This window comes from Sphingobacterium sp. JB170, from assembly GCF_900163865.1.
GTDB lineage: Bacteria > Bacteroidota > Bacteroidia > Sphingobacteriales > Sphingobacteriaceae > Sphingobacterium.
On record NZ_FUKU01000027.1, the window covers coordinates 170,821 to 192,095 of the forward strand.

Genomic DNA, 21,275 nt, shown 5'->3' on the forward strand with positions numbered 1-21,275 from the left:
AATGGTCGACATAACTTTTAAAAACTTCACCTTGCGCAAAGCAATTGCGGGGGCAACAATCATCGTTTCATCGCCCCAAACAATGCAAGCTATACGAAACAAAACCGTTCCTAAAGGTGATATTTTTGAGTTTGCTCGAGCATCGGCCCTGCTCGCAATAAAAAAGACCAGTGATATGATTCCGGATTGTCATCCCTTACCCATCGAATATGCAGCAATACGATATAATTTAAATGCACTCACCGTTGATATTGAGGTTGAAGTCCATACCATATACAAAACTGGCGTGGAAGTCGAAGCGATGCATGGTGCGTCGGTTGCTGCATTAGTAATATATGATATGTTAAAACCTATTGATAAAGGGATTACGATCGACGCGATAAAGCTGATAGAAAAAAAAGGAGGAAAAAGTGACAATACCGCCTTCCAAACACAAGATCTTAAAGCGGCCGTCGTGGTATGCAGCGATAGCGTATATCGACAAGAAAAGCAGGACCAGTCAGGAAAAACGATTGTCGCCTTTCTTAAGAATCATCTATTCAGTCCTATACTATACACAGTGGTTCCCGACGATCAGCAAGCAATTGCTACGCAGCTTGAAGCATACAAAGCCCAGGGGGTGGATCTTTTGATATTCACTGGCGGCACAGGCTTGTCGATCCGTGACGTCACCCCCGAAACCGTACAACCATATATTACAACCGAAATTCCAGGAATCATGGAGCAGGCACGAAACTATGGTCAACAGCGGGTGGGCACCTCTATGTTATCGCGTAGCATTGCCGGCTTTTCGGATAGTACGCTTATCATTACATTACCGGGCTCGAAGAATGCGGTAAAGGACTACTTGGCAGCTCTTTTCCCACAGGTACTCCATGTTTTTCAGGTCCGAAGTAACAATCCACATTAGCGCACCTCTTTTACCGGAAAATAATCCCTGCACGTTCTGGTGGAGCGGCTTTGCACCCCATGCTGTATAAATTCACGAAACTCCGCTCGCACACGGGTTATGGCATCATAAAAAATTGATAATACGCAGTTTTTCCATTAAGTTAGCGTAATGAAACTTACATTACTGAATATGGCCCTATGCACGGCTATCTCGTTCGTCCTTTTTAATGCGTGCGGTTCTTCGCATGGGGAGCCCAATGCGCTTAGCCAAGATGAAAGTGAAGCGGGCTGGGAACTTTTATTTGATGGAAAAACACTAAAGAATTGGCATATATACAACAAAAAAGATGCCCCTTCTCCTTGGGTCGTCCAAAATGGCACGATTTACTGCGATCCAAAAAGTGACTCGCAAAAAGGCGACTTAATCAGTGATAATACCTACGAAAATTTTGAATTTATCTTTGATTGGAAACTTGAAAAAGAAGGTAATAGCGGCGTGTTTATTAATGTAATTGAGGATACAAACATCAATGCCACTTACCATTCAGGGCCGGAATATCAACTACTCGATGATGCACATGTAGATTTCGATAAACCATTGAAACGTTCAGGCTGTTTGTATACGTTTGCACCCCAGAAAAATTTTGTAAATACAAAACCTCGTACTGAGTGGAATAAATCAAGAATAGTTCAGAAAGATGGCAAAGTGACCTTCTATCTAAATGATGTCATGACTGCCGAAGCAGATTTCAACTCCACCAAATGGAAAGAGCAAATTAAACGTAGTGGATTTAAAGATTACCCTGAATTTGGTAAAAATACACAAGGGCAAATAGCGTTACAAGATTGGTCGCGCGGTGTAACCTTTAGGAATTTAAAAATCAAACAGCTCTAGCCCGGCTAGATTCAGCTTTAGAAAAGCGCTACACAATTAACCTGTCGTAGCGCTTTTCATTTTGCAGGTCTGGCACGCTGCTACAGGAAGGATCGTTATTAAAAGTCGATGTCATCGACTACCCCACCAGTTCCATTCTCCTTTTTGAACTGCTCATTGTACTCATTCTTTTTCTGTTCTTGGTAAGCCATCATTTGGGCCATCACACTGAAATCATTCATATATTTAGTCCCGGCGCCATTCACCTGTCCCACGGAAAGTCCAAGATTATCGATTAACCACTGCGCGCCATCCATACCATTGGCATAAGCAGCCTCAAGCGCGCCTTGGATCTCGAAGAAATAATGTTTGTCGGTTTCCAACCTTTCCAGTGTCGCTTTTGCATCCTCAGAAAGCACATCGGTCTGCGGTTTGTTACTCGGGACTAGGGTCGCAAATTTTGGGTGTTCTTTTGCCTGACCAAAATGCTTCGAGTATACGTTCACAAGGTTATAACTCGTATCATCCCGCATTCTGTTATTCCAAGTCGTTTGCACCTCATCCCATATAGGTCTTTCAACTCCCAGTGCTGCGGACACTTCATCCGCCGTACAGCCCTCTCCTATTTTATAGGCACCAGCGGCATAATCACCGATCGTTAAACCATGAACGGGAGCCAGTAAGGGATCGTTTGGATCTTCGGTTGCTGTATTCATCGTTTTAACGCCGACCGAGGCCGTCCCCATGTCAAAAATTTTCTGCATATCCTCTTGCCCATAATTGGCGCTGGGTTGTTCTGAGGTATTCTTTTCAAGCTGAGTTTTCATCGCGTCTTTCGCAAAATCTTCAACTTTGTCATTAAACTTTTTTATTAGCTTTTTAAACATGATATTTTATTTTTAAGTGTCTATTTGTTTTTCTTTTCTTACCAGGGCAAAATTTCGTTTTCAAAATCTGCCAACATACGTGTACGATAGTTTTCATGCTGCTGCGACATTCCAGGTAGGATGGCATTCATTTCATCGATCAGTGCGTCTAGATAAGCGTGGAACTCCTTTTTAGCGTCTTTTTTACTTGTCAGCTCCTTTTTCTCTTTATAAAGTTGATACGATTCTCTACACCGCGCGCGTGCCAGTGGTTGAACAATATGTTCAATCATCCGTGCTTTGGTTCCCGGATTGAATGTATTTTGTGTTTGACAATAGGTACATGTGATATAAGATGATTGAAAATAGAATTTATCTATCTCGAGCTTTGCTCCACACTGCATACAACTAAATGTATGAACGGCGGAATTGTATTCGTCCATTGCTTGGGCATATTCTTTCTCCAAGTCACGCTCGAGTACGCCATGAAACAACTTTTGCATCGTATCAACCATACGTGCATTCCAATCGCCGTAAAAAGGAGCTATTTCAAGCATCTCCATACCCCGTGCAGCAGGAATAACTTTTGTTTGGTAGGTTGCACTTGCTTTCTGAATAATTTGTGTGAACTGGGCTAGGATTGCAGATTTGAACTGTAGAAAACTTCGCTTATACGGATCTGTATCCGCATCTGCAATAATTTGGGCCGATTCCTCGACATCTTTCACGATCTCTTGAGCGCGCTCGTCTAGTTTTGCCAGAAACACCTGAAAACGGCTAAAAGCGGACGTAGATTCCAATGGTTGCGCCTTATCATCTCGATCCGTCTTTTTTTCTTTGTTAAATCCAAATATATTACTCATATCTCAAATTACTACTGTGAATTATCCTTGGACGTTATATTTATACCATCGTTCAATACGACTTCAATCAATTGCCGCCCGCAATAAGCGCAATGTGTCAACCCATCAACTTTAGCGCGCCCTGCACCGCAATCAGGACACTGAAGCATCGTTGTATTGGATTTCTCTAGGACAATCGGCTCGCGTTTCTGCTCCAATACTTGCTTCTTTAGTCGTTCAACTAATGAAATTCGTTGTTTATCTGGTGTATTCATTGTTAGCTTATAATTTTGAAAGTAATTCTGTCTTTTTATCCTTATATTCCTTTTCATCAATTAATTCCGCATCGAATAGCTTTTTTAATTGCAATAAGGAGGCGGTAATATCGTTAGAACTCGGCTTGGCAGCGTCATTTGCAGGCAGTACCGGTGCCGCGGGAGCGCTTTGCATTTCTTTAATGAGTAGCCCTAATCCGACACCTTGTTGAACGTCGCCCGACACCGAGTTGTCAGGTGATCCAATTGCCAATGAAGTATTAAAATCTCGGAAACGAGCTGTATCGTCGGCAACCATATTCATTCCGGTAACTTTATCAAAATACTCATTTACCTGATCGGGTAGGCTAACCGAAGAAACGGTAAATTGAGTTATACTTACTCCAAAATCTTCAAAATAGGGTTGTATCAAGGGTTCAATTTGACTGTTCAGTACCGAAAAGTTACGTGCAATATCCAGCACAGGAACTTGTAAATCGGCTAAGGCTTCGGCAAATTTAGGAGCGATGTAGTCCCGAAGCTTCGCTTCGAAATCCTTGATCGTCAGCATTGCGCTTATTCCCGCATATTCCCGAAAAAAACGCTCAACATTACTTATACGCACGTTGTAGCTACCAAATGCGCGTATACGAACCTGCCCAAATTGCGGATCACGTAACAGCACCGGTGCGGGGGTCCCCCATTTTAAACTCACAAATTGTTTACGCGCAAAATAAAATACATCTGCTTTGAAAGGGCTTTCAAAACCATGTTTCCATCCTTTAAGACGACTCAATATAGGGATATTCTCGGTCTGTAAAACATGAGTACCTGCCTCGAATATATCCGCTACTGTCCCTTGTGTCAGAAACATACTGGATTGTCCCTCGCGAACGATCAGCTTCGCCCCATTCTTTATCTCGCGATCCTCATCAGGCACTTTCCACATCATAACTGGTGCCGGTTGATCATGCCATTCAACGACTTCTATAAATGGTAAAAAATTGTGACCTTTATTCATCGGGTAGATTTTTAGTTAAAAATACTTTGCTCCTAAATCTACGTCAGAAGGACGCCACTTGCTATATAATGGCTGACTACAAACCGACTACAAAACACATAAAAACCTTTATATCAAGAGCTTAAAACGAATTAACACATGAGCTAAAAATTACTAATTAAGGTTTGCAGATAATTATCTAAGTCAGTTTCTTTGGATAATTGCAACTTTTGTTTAATTCGATATTTGCTAACGCGTACACTTTTAGGTTCGATATGAAAGGCGGATGCAATTTCTTTGGTGGTCAACTGTAAATGAATGTATGCACAATGTTTAAGTTCGAGTGAAGTTAGCTTATCTTCGGATTGATTTTTGAGTTTCTCAAAGAAATCCGGATGAATATCTTTAAATGCACGTGCCGATTCTTGGACCTTTTCCTCTAGCCGCATTTCTTCCTTTATGATATGATTGATAAAGCCAACATTACCCGATGTATCCAACTGCTTAAAGCGCTCCTTTAGCTGAATAAGGAGCCTGTTTTTCCGCTCGATCTGCAATGCATCGGCCATTGCTTCCTTATGTAACTGTTCTTGTCGGATATACAGAAGCTCCTGCTCGGACTTTAGTCGAGCTTGCTCCTGGAGCTGAAATTGCTGCTCCAACTTTGCGCGCCGCTCGTTGTCATCTTTCTGTTGCTGTAGCCTTAAATTGCGCTCGCGGGCCAACCTATGTTTATTTTGACTTGAAATTCGAAGAAGCAAGAGAATAATAAAAAGCAATACACACAGACCAATTAAAAGTATTACTTGAATCCGGCGCTGACGTTCACGATCCTTTCCTATCTGTATCTCAGCTTGCAATCGACTATTTTCAAACTGCGTTTCTAACCGCTTGGCTTGCCGCATTTCTGCTTCGTCGAAAATCTTTTGATTAAATTCTTGCTTCTTTTGCTGGTAAAATAATGCTTTCTCAAAATCATCTCGATTATTATAAAAATCACTTAGACCTTGCGTAACGTTGGCAAGGGCATAATACGAAGGCGCCTTTGCGGCATTCAAATGAATATAGGAGTCCATTAAATAACTTTCGGCAGCGAGGTCGTTCCCACGTTTCTTGGCCACTTCTGCAAGCAAGCCGTTTACATTCCCCATAATCAGATAGTTTCGGTCGTGCATCAAGTAACTATCTTTGGCGACATTTGCATACTTTAGAATGCTATCCTGGGTCGCACTATTCTCGGGCGTATGAAACTTAAAAAAATAGTTTGCCAGATTTACGTTAGAAATTGCATAGGTGCGTTTACTGACGGCCGATGGATTATGATGATAAACTTCCAGCGAGCTACGTAAATGATGTTCAATACTATCAAGGTAACTTGGATTTTTGTCCTTTCTGTACTGATATTCCATTACTGTTGCATACGCATTAAATGCGTTCGCAAGTAACTCGTAATCTTGGGCCCGTTGTGAATTTTCGATCGCTAATTTTGCATATTTGTTTGTTAAGGCAAGATCATCCCATCCGGAGTACACGCCATATAAAATATAGTATGCTCTAGCCGCAAGTGCGTAATTGGAGCGTTGCTCCACCAGATGTATTGCTCGCTGCGCATACTCCACGGCCATGTTTCCGATATCTAAATAATTATAGTAAGTGGCCGCACCAATGTATGCTTGGGCTAATGCATCGGGGTTGTTCGCAACCTTAGCCAGCGTCAAATTGGTATCTACATATAGTTTTGCTCGATCAAAATCATCGGTTACCAAATAATGTTTACTTAATTCAGCGAGCAGTTTCCCGCGTTCAACAGGGTAGTCATCGAGATCATTCCGCTGTTTCATTTGCTGAAGTAAACGATAGTTTTCTTCGGAATTAGCTTCCATACGTGCGTGCGTTGCTTCATCTAACAATACGTTTAGAGAATCTTGCTGCGTCTGTACAGTAAAACTAAATAGAATAAAAATAAAACAACTAAAATATAAAATCTTCGGCATGTTTGATTTACATGGATTGAATTAAACCAAAAGTAGAAATTACGCTATCCAATGGAAATAAAAAATAAATATATTAATTTAATTCAACTTCATGGATTGTCTAAACGATCATAGGAATTCGTTTTACCTGGTAAATGTCTTCTGTGAGCGCATTTGAGATTGCGCACGAGAGATTCCAGCTGCCCCGGACCTCGCTAAATTAACCGATGTACGGGCGTGAGGAATCCGGAAGCGATAGATCGGACTCCGCGGGATAATAATCCTCTGCCAATATTACTTTCGAAGGGTCCTCAGGCAAATAAAGAATTGGCAGTTCGGTTTCGGTCGTTGTGTGTAGTTTCAACAGACTAATAATTTTTGTTATTTCTCCCACACGGACCTGACCTTGTCGGTCTCTAAACTCAAATTCGAAACGTACTTGCGGCTGCTCGTTTATATAGGTGCCTGTAAGGCTTCTATTACGCAATTTGGCCATTGCAAATTCACCCTGCATAACAATTTTTCTATTTAAAACGGCGTCTTTCGAGTGCACACCTACCACATCACTAAACATTAATCCTCCAATGAGCGAACCAAAGAACAATCCCCAATAGGGTATCGTGATCCAGGGATGAAAAAAGTGTAAAAATCGCCACCCCATTCCATTATTTTGAAGCCAATAGGAAAATAATAAATAACCGATGCAGAACACAAGAAGAAAGATAAATCCGTACGTATAGGAGCGCATTACACGTGATTTGCCTACCCAGGCCCCCTCAATAATATACAGCGGATCGCCCAAACCACGATTAATACGGATGTTGAGTTTCGTTCCCTTTTCAAACCGTTTCTTTTCTGGAGCGCTGTCATTAAGCTCGTAGGGCATTTTTAAAAACACATTAGCCAGGTTTTTAAAACGCAGTTCTAACTCTAATTGCTGCGTATCTTCGGTCTCTTTTCGAATCGTCTTCGATTCTATTCGCGCTACTCGCACAATCCCGTCACGCAAAGTGGCTTCTGCATTTCTCGCCGTTTTTATTCCTGCATTAATCGTTTTCAAATAATAAACGCTGATAAGAACGATCCATCCGAGAGTTCCAATAAACAGATATAAAATAGACATCCAAGGTGACGTGTAGCCAACTAGGGGCCCAGCTCCGAATAATAGCGATGGATATTCGAAAACCATGGGAAAGATAAAAATGAAAAACATTAAATAGTAAAACCAAAACCGTCGCGACATATCTTATTTATTAATCTCGTTCAAACCTTAATATTTCGCCAGATAGCGTTGCGCGTAAACTATATGTTGCGCGCGCGCCCTGTAGCGAAGCGTACCATTGATTACCGATATTTATTGGCCTTATTATTAAATATATATGACTCACATCTGCTGCCCCTTCAATCGATTGTGATTCTTTCCTCAGATAGTCATAAATCATGGTTACGGTACCAAAATCAACCGTATCGAGCGGTATTAATCCGTCGTTTAGGCTATCGTGGCCGCTCACACGCATTGCTTCAGGCGTTTGCCATTGACCATCGCGAAAGGTATAGGTGTCAATATTTTCAGCGATCGAGGGATCCTGTAAATTTAACATGATGCGTCCGTCATCGTAGAAATGTATATCGCTATAAACGTTCAACACTTTCCCCTGGAATTTTGTCAATTTCTCGAGCTTTTTCTTCGCAGCACGTAGGTATCCAGCGTCACGCAGGTAATTTGTTCGCTGCTCATTTTCCTTCTCTCGTTGTTGCATACTCGCTGCTGTGCCGCCGGGCGAACCGCCTTCGGCAGGTTGCGTAAATGTATCTTTAAAACTTTGCGTAACCTGGGTACAGCTGCTCATCAAAAACATTAATATCGCCAAAGTTATTCCGCTGTGGGCATGAATACGTATTGCTTTTGCATTATTACTTTTATTCAAGTTCATGATTTTTATCATTAACCGAATATACCACTCCTGCGTCCAACACATTAATTAATTGGAAAGCAAACACGACTACAAATTGACTACACATTATGCAATATATTGTTTTTTAGATCTTTATAAATTCATTTAAGATAGTGTACGCGTACGTGCTAGCTGCCCTTGGGGAAATGTTCAATTGCTAAAAATGCAAGATGCGTCCACAAAGAAAGATGGTCTTTAGCTACATTATGGGGCCGAGTGATCTCGTAGAACGAAAACAGGAATGCGGCTTTGTTGGGGTGGCGAATAATAAAATTTAATCCCGGTTTTTGATTTGAATTGAAACAAATTCTTGTATTTTGCGGTTAAATTCTCGTGGACTTAAAACGAAACTCGACAGAGAATAACATATTACTTACACGCAAGCAAATCAACTAGTCAAAATATCTATCTTTAGTTACGTAATAGACAAACATATGAAAAGGAAACTACCAGCATTTTTGTTACCAGCATTCGGTTTATTGATAGCCTCTTGTAATAATAATACAGCGGCATCGAACAATTCTTCAGATACCACTGCCACAGACAGCATCTATCCGCCTGTGGAAACGCAAAAAGCCAACGCGGATTACAAACCAGCGTTCGAAGGGCAGACGCGAATCGCCGGCGTAAAAACGACGACAGCTTATGAAAGTACGGTTGTTACCGACAAGCTTAAATCTCCTTGGGCTATCGCCGTATTACCTGATGGGCGGCTATTGATCACAGAAAAAGAGGGAACTTTACGTATTGTCGGTCTAGATGGAGCCGTCAGTGAGGCAATCATCGGATTACCCAAAGTTGATGCCGACGGACAAGGAGGATTACTAGGCATTACCTTAGACCCCGATTTTAGCTCTAACCGGACAGTTTATTGGGCGTTCTCTGAGCCAGCGAATGGTGGAAATCATACGGCGGTGGGTAAAGGCCGACTTTCCGAGGATGAGAAAACTATTGAACAAGCATCTGTTATCTATCAAGCACTTCCAACCTACGATGGTAAACTGCATTATGGTGGACGGGTATTATTTGGAAAAGACGGGTTTTTATATTTAAGTACCGGAGAACGATCAGATCTAGAAACTCGGCCGCAAGCGGCAGATTTAACTTCTGCCTTGGGTAAAATTATACGAATTACTAAAGATGGCAAACCAGCGGAAGGCAATCCATTTGCCTCTCAGCCAGATGCTCGTCCAGAGATTTATTCCTATGGACATCGTAACGTGCAAGGCTTGGCCTTCCACCCTGAAACGGGAGACTTATGGGAAACTGAATTCGGTCCTAGAGGGGGCGATGAATTAAATAGAATTGAACCAGGGAAACATTATGGTTGGCCAGCAATCACCTATGGACTCGAATATAGTGGAGAAAAGGTAGGCGATCCGGTTATTCAACAAAAAGAAGGCCTCGAGCAGCCAGTTTATTATTGGGACCCTGTCCTCTCTCCTAGCGGAATTACATTTTACGAGGGTGAACAGATACCTGAGTGGAAGAACAATTTATTCATCTCGGGCTTAAGCAGTACTCATATTGCACGTATCGTAATTAAAGACAAGAAAGTAGTGGGTGAAGAGCGACTCCTTGCAAAAGAAGGTCAGCGCTTCCGCGACATCAAACAAGGTGTGGATGGAGCGTTATACACGATTACCGATGGCGGTAAATTATATAAAATTTCTAAAAAATAAGGTAAACAATAATACAGTTACAATGGGCACTTGGCATACCGCAAAGTGCCCATTTTTTTAACAAGATATTTATCATTGGTCTATAAGAAATCTAATTATAGTCTGTATTTTTGTAAAAAATTCATGCGTATGAAATGTTCATGGCATATAGCGATATTGCTAATTTCGCTGTCAATTGTGTCCTGCAAAACACAACTACACCCGGATATAAGTAAGGTACAATATTATCAAATTGATAGTACCATGGCGAGTGATACGGCAATCGTAAATTATTATTCCCCTTTCAAGAAACAGCTCGAAGAAGAAATGGACCGCGTCATTGGCGTCACTGATGTTTCATTAACTAAAAACCGGGGGGCAGAAAGTCTTGCAGGGAATTTCTTTGTTGATGCGCTTTTATGGAAAGGAAAACAGCTGGATCCGGAGGTAAGCGTAAGCTTTGCAACTAAAGGCGGAATTCGTGCGGAGATTTCTAAAGGGGATATTACCGTTGGGAATATTTTTGAAATGATGCCTTTTGAGAATGCGATTACTATACTGACGGTTACTGGCGCGGATCTACAGCGCTGGGCCGATTACATGGCTAGCATGGACGGGCAGCCTGCTGGGGGAATTAACCTTGTTATCCAAAATCAAAAGGTGATTAGCTTCCAGGTCAACGGAAAGCCCGTAAACCCGCAAGGTACCTACAAAATGGTGACTTACGACTACCTAGCAAACGGGGGCGATTATATTACATTCTTGGATTCCGTGCTTGCACGTAAAGACTACCCTCAGCGCGTTCGAGAGACATTAATAGAATATGTATCTCTTTTAACTAATCAAGGCAAACACATTCAGACTAAATTAGATGGAAGAATTCGTACCGCGAACTAGAAGACAGTTTATAAAACAATCTATTGCACTAGGGGCGATTGCTACACTCGGTGGCGGCTATCAAAATGTCCTGGCCGGCGCAAAAGATGTACGATTGACAATCCTGCATACCAACGACGTACACAGCCGCATTGAACCTTTCCCGATGGATGGTTCAAGGAATCAAGGACTAGGTGGTGTGGCGCGTCGAAGTACACTTGTTCAAAAGATACGTGCGGAGCAGGACAACGTGCTACTCCTTGATTCGGGAGATATGTTCCAAGGTACCCCGTACTTCAATTTATTCGGAGGCAAATTGGAACTAGAGCTCATGAGTAAATTGGGTTATGACGCCGGCACTTTTGGCAACCACGAGTTTGACAACGGACTGGACGGTATAATAAAACATTTTGATCGTGCGAACTTTCCTTTCTTAACGGCCAACTATGACTTTTCTGGAACGGTGTTAGCAGGTAAAACAAAAGACTACGTCGTTATTCAGCGCAGTGGACTGCGTATAGGAATCACGGGCGTGGGGATAAATATAGAAGGACTCGTCGACCCGAACAGCTATAAAGGGATGACTTATTTAGACCCTGTTCCAATTGTAAATGACGTCGCGAAGCTTCTAAAAGAAAAGGAAAAATGCGATCTAGTAATCTGTCTCTCACATTTGGGTTACGCATATGATGACGACCAGATATCCGATTGCAAGTTAGCCGCGAATATCCGTAACGTAGATATCATTCTGGGCGGGCACACACATACGTTTTTAGATAAACCAACGATAGTTAAAGATCTCGATAGCAAAGATGTATACATAAACCAAGTGGGTTTCGCTGGCATACGACTGGGACGTCTAGACGTCATATTTAACAAATCCCAAGGGAGTAAAAAGGTAATTGCACAACATTATACGATCGACCGGTCATTCGACCAGACGGTAACTACCTAAATCATCAGCATAATTTTAATTGAAAAAATTAATTCGTCTCTATATTGACTCTTATCGGGGCCTCTCTAAAGAAGCTTGGTTACTAGCAACGGTCATGCTTATTAACCGTATTGGATCTATGGTGATTCCCTTCTTGGGTATATATATGTCCTCAGAACTCGGGTTTAGCAAGCCACAGATCGGAGTCGTTTTAGGCTGTTTTGGACTTGGTTCCGTCTGCGGATCGTGGTTGGGTGGCTGGTTAACAGATAAATTTGGAAACTATAAAGTGCAGTGTTTTAGCCTACTACTAACTGCACCTATATTTTTAGTGTTACCAAGTTTCCAAAATGTAGAAACCCTAGCGGGCATGATTTTTTTGCTCACGTTAGTTGCCGATACGTTTAGGCCGGCCAACTCTGTTTCTGTAGCCCGATATGCAAAACCTGAGAATCTCACCCGCGCTTATTCGTTGAACCGGATGGCTATAAATTTGGGTTTCTCCATAGGCCCAGCGTTAGCGGGGGTATTAGCAATGATCTCTTACAATTGGATATTTTACGGGAACGCCATAGCCGTCTTACTCGCGGCATTCGTTTTTATCGTATTTTTTCACAACAAAAAACCGCGTACAATCACCAAGCCTTTAGCGGCACCCAACGATAAGAGACGAACATCAAACGATCGTAACGCATACCTAGACCCTCCGTTTATCATATTTAATATATGCTGCTGTTTGTTCTCTATGGCTTTCTTTCAACTGCTAAGCACGCTGCCGCTGTACTACAAAGAGGAGATGCTTCTTAATGAATCCCAAGTAGGATTATTAATGGGGTTCAGTGGATTAACTATCGTCATATTTGAAATGTTACTCGTACATGCTGTTGAACATAGACTCACGCCGCGAACGGTCATGATCTTGGGATCCGCAATCGCAGGTGTTTCCTACTTGATGTTATATCTACCGTTGGGTATAATTTGGTTGTATATGTCCATGTTTATTCTCTCGGTTGGAGAAATGCTTACCTTACCCTTTACGGCAACCATTAGTGCTTCGCGAGCTACGCTAAACACACAAGGTGCGTATATGGGTTTTAACTCGCTGGCTTTTGCCGCGGCCAATATCTTTTCCCCATTTTTCGGGACCTATTTAGCCGAGCACTATGGTTATGATATACTGTGGCTGTGTACAGGAACGCTTTTAATCGTTACGAGCTTCGGCTTTTCGTGGATCTTAAAAAAAATGTAAATGGACAATATTATCCTGCATTTTTTTCATACGGTACACGGGTAACTATTGACCTCCCTAGAGTCAACTCGTCAACATATTCAAGTTCACCTCCAAAGGCAATACCGCGTGCGATAGTGCTGATTTGGACATCAAATTCTTTAAGTTTACGATATAAGTAAAATATCGTAGTATCTCCCTCCATGGTCGCGCTTAAGGCCAACACAACCTCTTTGATTTCCGTGCTCCTTAATCGTTGAACGAGCGCATCAATTTTTAAATCCGAAGGTCCTACCCCGTCCATCGGTGATATTAAACCACCTAATACATGGTACACCCCCTGATATTGATTGGTATTTTCAATAGCCATTACGTCGCGTGTATCTTCAACTACGCAGATAATCTCTTGGTCGCGTTTATGCGAACTGCATATTTCGCAGACCGTGTCGTCTGAAATGTTAAAGCAATTTTTACAGTACTTGATTTCTTCTTTTAATTGATTGATTGAACCGGTAAAGCGTGCTACTTCTCCATCAGTTTGCTTTAGTAAATGTAAAACTAGTCGCAAAGCCGTCTTTTTCCCGACGCCCGGAAGTCTTCCAAACTCATCAACCGCTTGTTCTAATAATCTCGAGGAGAATTGCATATTGCAAATGTAAACAGTAAAAAGGGAATATTCAAAAAAGAGAATAAGCACCAAAAGAAACGATACCCATGTTTGGCATCAACCTGCCATTTGCATCATCTATAACATATTGCTTGAGTCGATTAAAATTCAAAAAAAGAAAAAAATCACTATATTGGAAACATTAAACAATGATATTAAATATGGTAAAAGAGGATAAAATCCGACGTTCATTTGCCAACAAAACTTGGCAAGAAATTAAAGTTAAAGATTCGTGGCAGATCTTTAAGATAATGGCAGAATTTGTCGATGGATTTGAGAAGCTCGCAAAAATTGGTCCGTGTGTATCAATATTCGGCTCTGCACGCACCAAATCAGAACATAAATATTACGAAACAACAGTAGAAATAGCGCGTTTACTAGCCGAAAAGGGCTATGGAGTTATCTCCGGCGGCGGGCCGGGAATAATGGAAGCTGCCAATAAAGGTGCATTTGAAGCTGGCGGGAAATCCGTCGGACTAAATATTGAGCTCCCTTTCGAGCAATTTAATAATCGATATATCGATCACGATAAACTTCTTGAATTCAATTATTTCTTTGTTCGTAAAGTGATGTTTATGAAATATTCTCAAGGTTACATTGTGTTACCTGGTGGCTTTGGAACGATGGACGAACTTTTTGAAGCCATTACTCTAATTCAGACAGGAAAAATCGCACGATTCCCGATTGTATTAGTCGGCAAGGAATATTGGGAGGGGTTATTTAACTGGATTGAAAAAACTATGTTGAGTAACGCGAACATATCCGAAGAAGATTTGAAACTATATCGATTGGTAGATACCGCCGAAGAAGCCGTTGAGCATATCTTTAGATTTTACGATAAATACCTATTAAAACCCAATTTTTAAGCCAAAACATAAAAATACAAAAGGTCCTAGTCGATGTGCTAGGACCCTTTTGCTTATCAGCGACTAATTGTTATTAGAAGGAATAACGTAATCCTATCATCGCACTCCAAGTAGTACCAGTCGTACTCGCAGGACGGAAAGGCGTATCGACTAAAGTAGGTTCATTCTTATTAACATTCGGGTCCTGCGTGTAGGTCATTCTAAAGGTAGGCACACCATCTTCAACACTTTGCGTTCTTAATATATTTCTGCCAGCAGAAAGGATATCGGTTCTTACCCCCCATTCTGAGTTCAACAAGTTACCGATATTGACCACATCAACGGTGAACTGCAATTTATCATCTCTTAGTGCTATATTATTAAATAGATTCTGCGTCCAACGGACATCAATTCTATTCAGCCAAGGCGTTAAGAATTCATTTCTTGGCAAATAACCACCACGGTACGATTCCAAGTCATTTTCAACGATGAATTTCTCAAAAGCTTTCTGTTGATCCGCAACAGAGAAATCTTTCGTTAGGGTTTCACCGGAGGGGGTTGTATACTCTTGAGAAAACGCTTGAAAAGTAAGTTCTGCGGTTGACTCAGGTAGATAGATTAAATCCATCGCTTGCCCATCACCATTTAAATCGTTTTCATAGTAGTATGAATATCGTCCTTGATTGGAACCATTATAATAGATACCCAATGTCGTGTTCTTAATGGTGTAGCTTACATTAGCAACGACACGGTGTGGGATAGCAAAATTAGATATACTTAATATATCATCATTCGGTGAGCTGACTACGGGCGAACCGCCCCACGCAGAAGAAGCATTCGATCCCGCATTAGCCGAAACTTCTTTCGCATTTGAATATGTATAAAACACTGATCCAGATAAACCATACCAAGGAGCTGCCGTAGCGCCAAATGTTGCGGAGAATGCATGCCCTTTCGAATTTGTATTGGTTAAAACCGTAACCGTATTTGCGCCCATTTCGGGATTATATTGATACGACTCGCTAGTCGGATAATACTCACGGTTGTCGCCAGAGTAGTTCATCGTAAAACTGGATGGCTTCCTATTTGCCCCATACTGGAACACGGCATTCACGTCTTTGGTATAAAGAATGTCAGTGGTTAATGTAATCGGCGTATTAGGAATTCTGTAATCCGCGCCAAAGCTTGTTCTCCATACTGAGGGCATCTTAAAATTGTCATCAACTAAGGAGAACGAAGAGGGGGCGCCTTCATTTGGCGTGTTGATAAAAACGTCCTCCGCCCCTGCTGGAACGTTATTTACGTGATAGTAAATATCCTCTGGGTGAAACCGCACGTTACCAATCCATCCAGCCACATCATCGTACGAACCCGGCTCGACATTGTTTTGTAAAACACCCGAATTAGTTGGCATATTTGTCAACCAAACAAAAGGAACACGTCCGCTGAAGATTCCCGTCCCCCCACGAAGCGTTAAGCTACGATCGCCAAAAACATCGTAGTTAAATCCTAAACGCGGAGAAAGCATAATACGAGACTTCGGCCATGATCCCGACGAGTATGTACGGGGTGTACCGTCAACATCTAACAATTCAAGTGCATCAATTGACGGATTGGGAGTTAAATCGTTGAGATAAATCGGTAATTCCGCCCGTAAACCAACCGTGAAGTTAAACCGGTCGTTTAGACTAATCTTATCTTGAGCGTATAATGAAGCAAGTCCGAAGTTCACACGTGCATAGGTCTCTTGCCCTTCATAAGGATACGTTATTCCAAACATCGTTGGTGCCACCTCGGCGGCGGTTCCTGTTGTCAGAAAGTCCTCGACGGAATTATAGCGATAATACCCCGTACCCATTCTTACGTATGAATTACCAAACTTCTGTACTTCATACGCAGCACCACCGGTGATACTATGTTTACCGACGTTATATGTTAAGTTATTTGTAAAACTGAAGTTATCATTAACCACATCATTTAAATGCGAGAACAACTCCGTTCCAAAACTAATATAATTAAGCGAACCGCCATCCCAAATGTCCACAAAAGGAAAAAGGGCATCGTTTGGAGTGGTCCGGGTGTCTTGAATTTTTGAATAAGTGAACAAAAATTTATTCGAAAGCGCAGAATTAAAATTCGAGTTCAATTCAGCAGTGAACGAGCGCACAATATTTTCGAAAGCATAGTTACCATTCTCAAAGGTCATCGAGTTTTCACTAACCCGGTTTGAATTGGAACGTGGTCGAGGTCCAGAGTTGCCGTTTGCAACTTGCATGGATTCACCTTTAAGCACGTTGTAGCGGAATGCCGCTTTGTGCTTTTCATTGATGTTCCAGTCAATCCGAGCTAAAAATTTATTTCCATGCTGCTTCGCTTCATTGGCATATCCTTGGTATCGACCTGGATCATACCCAAATTGATTAATCAAATGATTTTTAACCGCGATTAAATCAGACTCCTTTACCCGCGAAATATTTTGCGCCGGCTGTGCGATACCATCGGTTGAGGCTTTCCAAAGATTCGCACCCGAAGCATTCACTCCAGTGGCTACTTCCTTTTCCGCGCTGACGAAGAAAAATAGTTTATTTTTGATGATCGGTCCGCCTAATGTTAGCCCATAGTTTTTCTTGGTGCCATCGACAAACTCAATGTTCTCTTTATTGATTTTTACACCATTCAGGTTTTCATTATTATAATAGCCATAAACTGACCCGTGAAATTCGTTCGTTCCCGATTTTGTTACCGCATTAATTCCCGCCCCGGTAAAACCGGATTGTGTAACGTCGAACGGCGCAATATTAACCGAAATCTCTTCGATCGCATCAAGCGAAATCGGTTGAGAGTTTCCACCTGGTAGTGGCTCGGTGCTTAAGCCAAAACCATTGTTGAAGTTTGCGCCGTCAATCTGCAGATTGTTGTATCGAGCATCGCGTCCCGCAAATGAATTCCCATTCGCTTGTGGCGTTAACCGGGTAAATTCGGTAATACTTCTGCTGGTTTGAGGAAGTTCTTGAATTTGTTTCAACCCGACCCGGGTTGCAGCGCCTGTTTTATTAATATTTGCACTGTTCGATCCCGTCACAATGACTTCTTCCAAGGCCATTACGTTGCTCGTAAAAATTGGATTAAAAACAAATGGTTGTCCGAGTTCCAGGTAAACATCTTCAAACACGAGCGGATCTTGTCCCACATATGTTACCTCAATCCGGTAAGGTCCACCAACACGCATGTTCGTTAAGTTAAAACGTCCCGCGACATTCGCCGATCCGGAATATGTTGTTCCGGACGGTTCATGTGTTGCTTTAACAGTCGCACCTGCCGTGGCGTGTCCCGAGGACTCGGTGACAACGCCAGACATACCACTAGTGGTGACCTGGGCATAAATTGTGCCGTAGCTGGCTAAAACTAAAGCAAAGAACAGTAGAGATTTTTTCATATGAATTTTGTTAATATTTAGTGGGACAAATTTAAAGATATGTGTTGATAAATGTTTGTGTTAACAAAAACTTAATATATAGATACCCAACAACATAGAGCAGTTTTTGAGAAGAAACCAGGGCGATAAACTAAAAAAAATCAAAGAGTGAGAAGATAATCGGTCTCCGAATGAAAAAATTGCAATTTTTCTCAATTTTTATTTAGAATTTAACAAAAATTAACAAATACCAGATTTGAAATAATATTAAGAATATTTTTAAAAAAACTCTGCAATTACAACAGTTCTTGTTATCCTACTGATAAAGTAGATAATCGAGATCCGAAACTTATTTTAAATCAACAATTTAGTTTTCAAAGTAAAAAGCTAACTTTGCGCCAATTTTAAAAATTGTATACACAAAATGCAAAAAAAAACCACAGTATGGCTTGCCTTTTTGGCATTAATGCTAGTCGGTAACGTCGCTCTCGCTCAACGAGTACTTACCGGAAGAATTACAGATGGACAGCAGCCTATCGCAGGAGCATCTATCACAGTTCAGGGCACAGTAGCGGGAACATCTTCCGACAATGACGGTGCTTTCTCGATACCGACTGATCAAGAAACAGGTAATTTAGAAATCCGTTACATGGGCTTTCTAACCAAGCTCTTACCCTATTCCAATCAATCAAATTTGGGAACTATTGTTTTGGAACCGAACTCTAACGAGTTCCTTGACGAGGTCGTTGTGGTGGGACGTGGAGTCATTGATATTGCGGAAGGAAGAAAAACACCCATTGCCGTATCGACAATTACGCAAAAGCAAATTGAAGCAAAGGTTGGTTCTCAAGACATCACCTCTTCACTCGCTAATACCCCGTCGGTATACATTACCGGACAGGCGAAAGGCTTTGGTGAAACGGCAATGACTACGCGCGGTTTTGACCAGTCCAACACGGCTTTCTTATTGAATGGTCAACCAATCAATGGAATGGATAATGGCAGCCTTTATTGGTCGAACTGGTCAGGTATGTCTGATATCGCGTCACTTATTCAGATTCAACGCGGATTGGGCTCCTCGAAACTCGCCATTTCATCCGTGGGGGGAACCATTAACTTTGTCACTAAATCGACTGAGAAGCAACAAGGTGGTTTTTTAAAACAAAGTGTAGGTAACGACGGCTATCTAAAATCAACCATCGCTTACAACACTGGCCTAATGAGCAATGGCTTTGCGGTATCTGCAATGTTTACGCATTGGCAAGGAGATGGCTATGTGGACGGTACAGCAGGTAAAGGACAGAATTACTTCGTGTCGCTCGGTTACAAAGTAAACGACAAGCACAATCTAAACTTAATGATTACCGGTGCGCCCCAATGGCACAACCAAGGGTATACTGCCACACTACAGAAGTATTTAGACAACGGTCGTCGTTTCAATAGTAATATTAGTGAAGTCGATGGCAAATCAGTCAATTACCGTAAGAACTACTACCACAAGCCCGTTGCTAACTTAAACTGGGATTGGGAAATTGATGATAATGCTTCGCTTTCGACCGTAGTATACGGCTCAATCGCACGTGGCGGTGGACAATCGCAGCGTACCGATGCGACCGATGAGCGGGTTCCTTACTTGGCCGCAGACGTTAATAACCACCAGTGGTTCGGTTTAGTAACCAACTACAACCGTCAGCTGAATGAATATCTGAATTTCAACTTAGGTTTTGATTTACGAGATTACAAAGGGGAGCATTACAGACAAGTCACTGACCTGTTAGGTGCTTCGGCAATCAGCCACACCGGAAACGTAAATTTTGACGGACCAATAGTTACCTCGAATACATACAGCACCAATCCTTGGAGCGCATGGTCCGATCGACCTGGCAATGCCGAAGACAGACTCGCTTGGGATTATAATCAAATAATTCGTTACGGCGGTCTATTTGGACAGATTGAATATGCCAGAGACGGCTTCTCCTCTTTCTTCCAAGGATCGATATCACAACAGCAAAACATCCGTAAAGATTTTTTCCAGTATACGTCTGGAAATCAGAAATCTAAAGATGTAAATAACTTTGGTTACAATGTAAAAGGTGGCTTGAGTTACTCCATAGACAACCATACCTTCTTTGGTAATGCGGGCTACTATTCACGGCAACCGTTCCAAAACAACATTTTCATGAACTACGCAAATGATATTAATCCATATGCCGAAAATGAAGAAATAGTTGGGCTAGAATTGGGTTATAAATTCACTTCACAATACATTGACGTTAACCTTAACGCTTATAAAACTACTTGGGCCAATCGCGTGACTGGTGAATCGCGTAACGCATCGGCAGAAGACGTGGAGACATACAATCCGACCGGAGATCCTTCTTTGCTCGTAGAAGGTGACTATTTGTATTTTTCATATTACGGGGTTAAACAAGATCATCAAGGTCTTGAACTAGACTTTGTCTCACGTCCGTTTACAGGTCTTCAAGTCACCGGATTTGCGTCCCTGGGCGACTGGGTGTACGATGGGGTAAACACCAGTATTACGCGGAACGAAGATCGTGCTGTTTTAGCAACAACAGAAACGGACCGTACAGGTGATCAGGTAGGTAATGCCGCACAAACCAGTTATGGATTAGGGGCTTCATACAAGATTATAAAAGGATTGTACGTTGACGCAGACTTTAGAGCATTCGATAGATTATATTCATCTAAAGAGTCCAAATCAGGCGAGGTAATGGAGCTTCCAAGTTATCAACTATTCGACGCCGGTGTTTCTTACGAGTGGAACATCACTCCTAAGAATACATTAAGCTTCCGTGTAAATGTGAACAACCTATTTGACAAGTATTATATCTCTGAAGCCTCGACGAGTATATTCCAAGAGGACGGAGCTGAATATTGGAACGGCATCAACACCTCAAATACTGTACTAGTCGGTGTGGGCCGTACATGGAATGGTACCGTTAAATTTACATTCTAAGTACTAAAAATATT

At 41.8% G+C, this 21,275-nt stretch carries 17 protein-coding genes; 8 read left to right on the forward strand and 9 right to left on the reverse strand.

Annotation, left to right across the window (positions count from 1 at the left end; genetic code table 11):
* The first annotated feature begins 1 nt into the window (after position 1).
* The gene (gene moaCB, locus FM107_RS08730) at positions 2-910 is read left to right on the forward strand and encodes a bifunctional molybdenum cofactor biosynthesis protein MoaC/MoaB (protein WP_218778942.1); all 909 of its coding nucleotides are present in this window, start codon (positions 2-4) and stop codon (positions 908-910) included.
* Positions 911-1,060: 150 nt separating this feature from the next.
* Positions 1,061-1,786, forward strand: coding sequence for a DUF1080 domain-containing protein (locus tag FM107_RS08735; protein WP_218778943.1), 726 nt, complete (start codon positions 1,061-1,063; stop codon positions 1,784-1,786).
* Positions 1,787-1,884: 98 nt separating this feature from the next.
* Here the strand turns inward: FM107_RS08735 and FM107_RS08740 are convergent, their stop codons facing one another.
* The 7 genes from FM107_RS08740 to FM107_RS08770 form a co-directional block, all read right to left on the reverse strand.
* Positions 1,885-2,652, reverse strand: a complete 768-nt coding sequence (locus FM107_RS08740) for a DUF6620 family protein (RefSeq protein WP_086948126.1) — start codon at positions 2,650-2,652, stop codon at positions 1,885-1,887.
* Between the two features lie 38 nt (positions 2,653-2,690).
* Positions 2,691-3,494 carry a hypothetical protein gene (locus FM107_RS08745; RefSeq protein WP_086948127.1) on the reverse strand — a complete coding sequence of 268 codons (804 nt, stop codon included), beginning with the start codon at positions 3,492-3,494 and terminating at the stop codon, positions 2,691-2,693.
* A gap of 11 nt (positions 3,495-3,505) precedes the next feature.
* A complete protein-coding gene (locus FM107_RS08750; RefSeq protein ID WP_086948182.1) occupies positions 3,506-3,748 on the reverse strand; it encodes a hypothetical protein in 243 nt (80 codons plus the stop codon).
* A gap of 7 nt (positions 3,749-3,755) precedes the next feature.
* Positions 3,756-4,748: an SPFH domain-containing protein gene (locus FM107_RS08755; protein ID WP_086948128.1), complete on the reverse strand. Its 993-nt coding sequence runs from the start codon at positions 4,746-4,748 to the stop codon at positions 3,756-3,758.
* A 143-nt stretch (positions 4,749-4,891) separates the two neighbouring features.
* Positions 4,892-6,721: a hypothetical protein gene (locus tag FM107_RS08760; RefSeq protein ID WP_086948129.1), complete on the reverse strand. Its 1,830-nt coding sequence runs from the start codon at positions 6,719-6,721 to the stop codon at positions 4,892-4,894.
* Positions 6,722-6,920: 199 nt separating this feature from the next.
* The gene (locus FM107_RS08765) at positions 6,921-7,823 is read right to left on the reverse strand and encodes a hypothetical protein (RefSeq protein WP_143559460.1); all 903 of its coding nucleotides are present in this window, start codon (positions 7,821-7,823) and stop codon (positions 6,921-6,923) included.
* Positions 7,824-7,953: 130 nt separating this feature from the next.
* A complete protein-coding gene (locus tag FM107_RS08770; RefSeq protein ID WP_143559461.1) occupies positions 7,954-8,634 on the reverse strand; it encodes a hypothetical protein in 681 nt (226 codons plus the stop codon).
* Between the two features lie 455 nt (positions 8,635-9,089).
* Here FM107_RS08770 and FM107_RS08775 point away from each other — a divergent pair, with 455 nt between their 5' ends.
* The 4 genes from FM107_RS08775 to FM107_RS08790 all read left to right on the forward strand — a co-directional run bounded on the left by FM107_RS08775 (position 9,090) and on the right by FM107_RS08790 (position 13,375).
* Positions 9,090-10,337, forward strand: a complete 1,248-nt coding sequence (locus FM107_RS08775) for a PQQ-dependent sugar dehydrogenase (protein WP_086948132.1) — start codon at positions 9,090-9,092, stop codon at positions 10,335-10,337.
* 129 nt (positions 10,338-10,466) lie between these two features.
* Positions 10,467-11,213 (forward strand): 5'-nucleotidase C-terminal domain-containing protein, encoded by a 747-nt coding sequence (locus FM107_RS08780; protein ID WP_256959437.1) that lies wholly within the window; start codon positions 10,467-10,469, stop codon positions 11,211-11,213.
* Positions 11,188-12,147: a bifunctional UDP-sugar hydrolase/5'-nucleotidase gene (locus FM107_RS08785; RefSeq protein ID WP_086948133.1), complete on the forward strand. Its 960-nt coding sequence runs from the start codon at positions 11,188-11,190 to the stop codon at positions 12,145-12,147. The genes FM107_RS08780 and FM107_RS08785 overlap by 26 nt, the downstream gene beginning before the upstream one ends.
* Before the next feature lie 19 nt (positions 12,148-12,166).
* On the forward strand, positions 12,167-13,375 hold the full coding sequence (locus tag FM107_RS08790; RefSeq protein ID WP_086948134.1) for an MFS transporter: 1,209 nt from the start codon (positions 12,167-12,169) through the stop codon (positions 13,373-13,375).
* 10 nt (positions 13,376-13,385) lie between these two features.
* On the opposite strand, the gene recR is transcribed toward FM107_RS08790, so the two are convergent.
* Positions 13,386-14,000, reverse strand: coding sequence for a recombination mediator RecR (recR, locus tag FM107_RS08795; protein WP_086948135.1), 615 nt, complete (start codon positions 13,998-14,000; stop codon positions 13,386-13,388).
* Between the two features lie 182 nt (positions 14,001-14,182).
* Between recR and FM107_RS08800 the strand changes: the two genes are divergently transcribed.
* Positions 14,183-14,887 (forward strand): TIGR00730 family Rossman fold protein, encoded by a 705-nt coding sequence (locus FM107_RS08800; protein WP_086948184.1) that lies wholly within the window; start codon positions 14,183-14,185, stop codon positions 14,885-14,887.
* Between the two features lie 73 nt (positions 14,888-14,960).
* Here FM107_RS08800 and FM107_RS08805 read toward each other — a convergent pair whose 3' ends face one another.
* Positions 14,961-18,302: a carboxypeptidase regulatory-like domain-containing protein gene (locus FM107_RS08805; protein WP_086948136.1), complete on the reverse strand. Its 3,342-nt coding sequence runs from the start codon at positions 18,300-18,302 to the stop codon at positions 14,961-14,963.
* A gap of 403 nt (positions 18,303-18,705) precedes the next feature.
* Between FM107_RS08805 and FM107_RS08810 the strand changes: the two genes are divergently transcribed.
* On the forward strand, positions 18,706-21,261 hold the full coding sequence (locus FM107_RS08810; RefSeq protein WP_218778944.1) for a TonB-dependent receptor: 2,556 nt from the start codon (positions 18,706-18,708) through the stop codon (positions 21,259-21,261).
* Positions 21,262-21,275: the final 14 nt, after the last annotated feature.

What these genes read in the sequence shown, in the direction of transcription:
- FM107_RS08775 (WP_086948132.1), top strand. Translation starts at nt 9,090, where the DNA reads ATGAAAAGGAAACTACCAGCATTTTTGTTACCAGCATTCGGTTTATTG.
- FM107_RS08810 (WP_218778944.1), top strand. Translation starts at nt 18,706, where the DNA reads ATGCAAAAAAAAACCACAGTATGGCTTGCCTTTTTGGCATTAATGCTA.
- FM107_RS08745 (WP_086948127.1), bottom strand. Translation starts at nt 3,494, where the DNA reads ATGAGTAATATATTTGGATTTAACAAAGAAAAAAAGACGGATCGAGAT.
- FM107_RS08755 (WP_086948128.1), bottom strand. Translation starts at nt 4,748, where the DNA reads ATGAATAAAGGTCACAATTTTTTACCATTTATAGAAGTCGTTGAATGG.
- FM107_RS08760 (WP_086948129.1), bottom strand. Translation starts at nt 6,721, where the DNA reads ATGCCGAAGATTTTATATTTTAGTTGTTTTATTTTTATTCTATTTAGT.
- FM107_RS08765 (WP_143559460.1), bottom strand. Translation starts at nt 7,823, where the DNA reads ATGTCTATTTTATATCTGTTTATTGGAACTCTCGGATGGATCGTTCTT.
- FM107_RS08800 (WP_086948184.1), top strand. Translation starts at nt 14,183, where the DNA reads ATGGTAAAAGAGGATAAAATCCGACGTTCATTTGCCAACAAAACTTGG.
- recR (WP_086948135.1), bottom strand. Translation starts at nt 14,000, where the DNA reads ATGCAATTCTCCTCGAGATTATTAGAACAAGCGGTTGATGAGTTTGGA.
- FM107_RS08770 (WP_143559461.1), bottom strand. Translation starts at nt 8,634, where the DNA reads ATGAACTTGAATAAAAGTAATAATGCAAAAGCAATACGTATTCATGCC.
- FM107_RS08735 (WP_218778943.1), top strand. Translation starts at nt 1,061, where the DNA reads ATGAAACTTACATTACTGAATATGGCCCTATGCACGGCTATCTCGTTC.
- FM107_RS08785 (WP_086948133.1), top strand. Translation starts at nt 11,188, where the DNA reads ATGGAAGAATTCGTACCGCGAACTAGAAGACAGTTTATAAAACAATCT.
- moaCB (WP_218778942.1), top strand. Translation starts at nt 2, where the DNA reads ATGGTCGACATAACTTTTAAAAACTTCACCTTGCGCAAAGCAATTGCG.
- FM107_RS08750 (WP_086948182.1), bottom strand. Translation starts at nt 3,748, where the DNA reads ATGAATACACCAGATAAACAACGAATTTCATTAGTTGAACGACTAAAG.
- FM107_RS08780 (WP_256959437.1), top strand. Translation starts at nt 10,467, where the DNA reads ATGAAATGTTCATGGCATATAGCGATATTGCTAATTTCGCTGTCAATT.
- FM107_RS08805 (WP_086948136.1), bottom strand. Translation starts at nt 18,302, where the DNA reads ATGAAAAAATCTCTACTGTTCTTTGCTTTAGTTTTAGCCAGCTACGGC.
- FM107_RS08740 (WP_086948126.1), bottom strand. Translation starts at nt 2,652, where the DNA reads ATGTTTAAAAAGCTAATAAAAAAGTTTAATGACAAAGTTGAAGATTTT.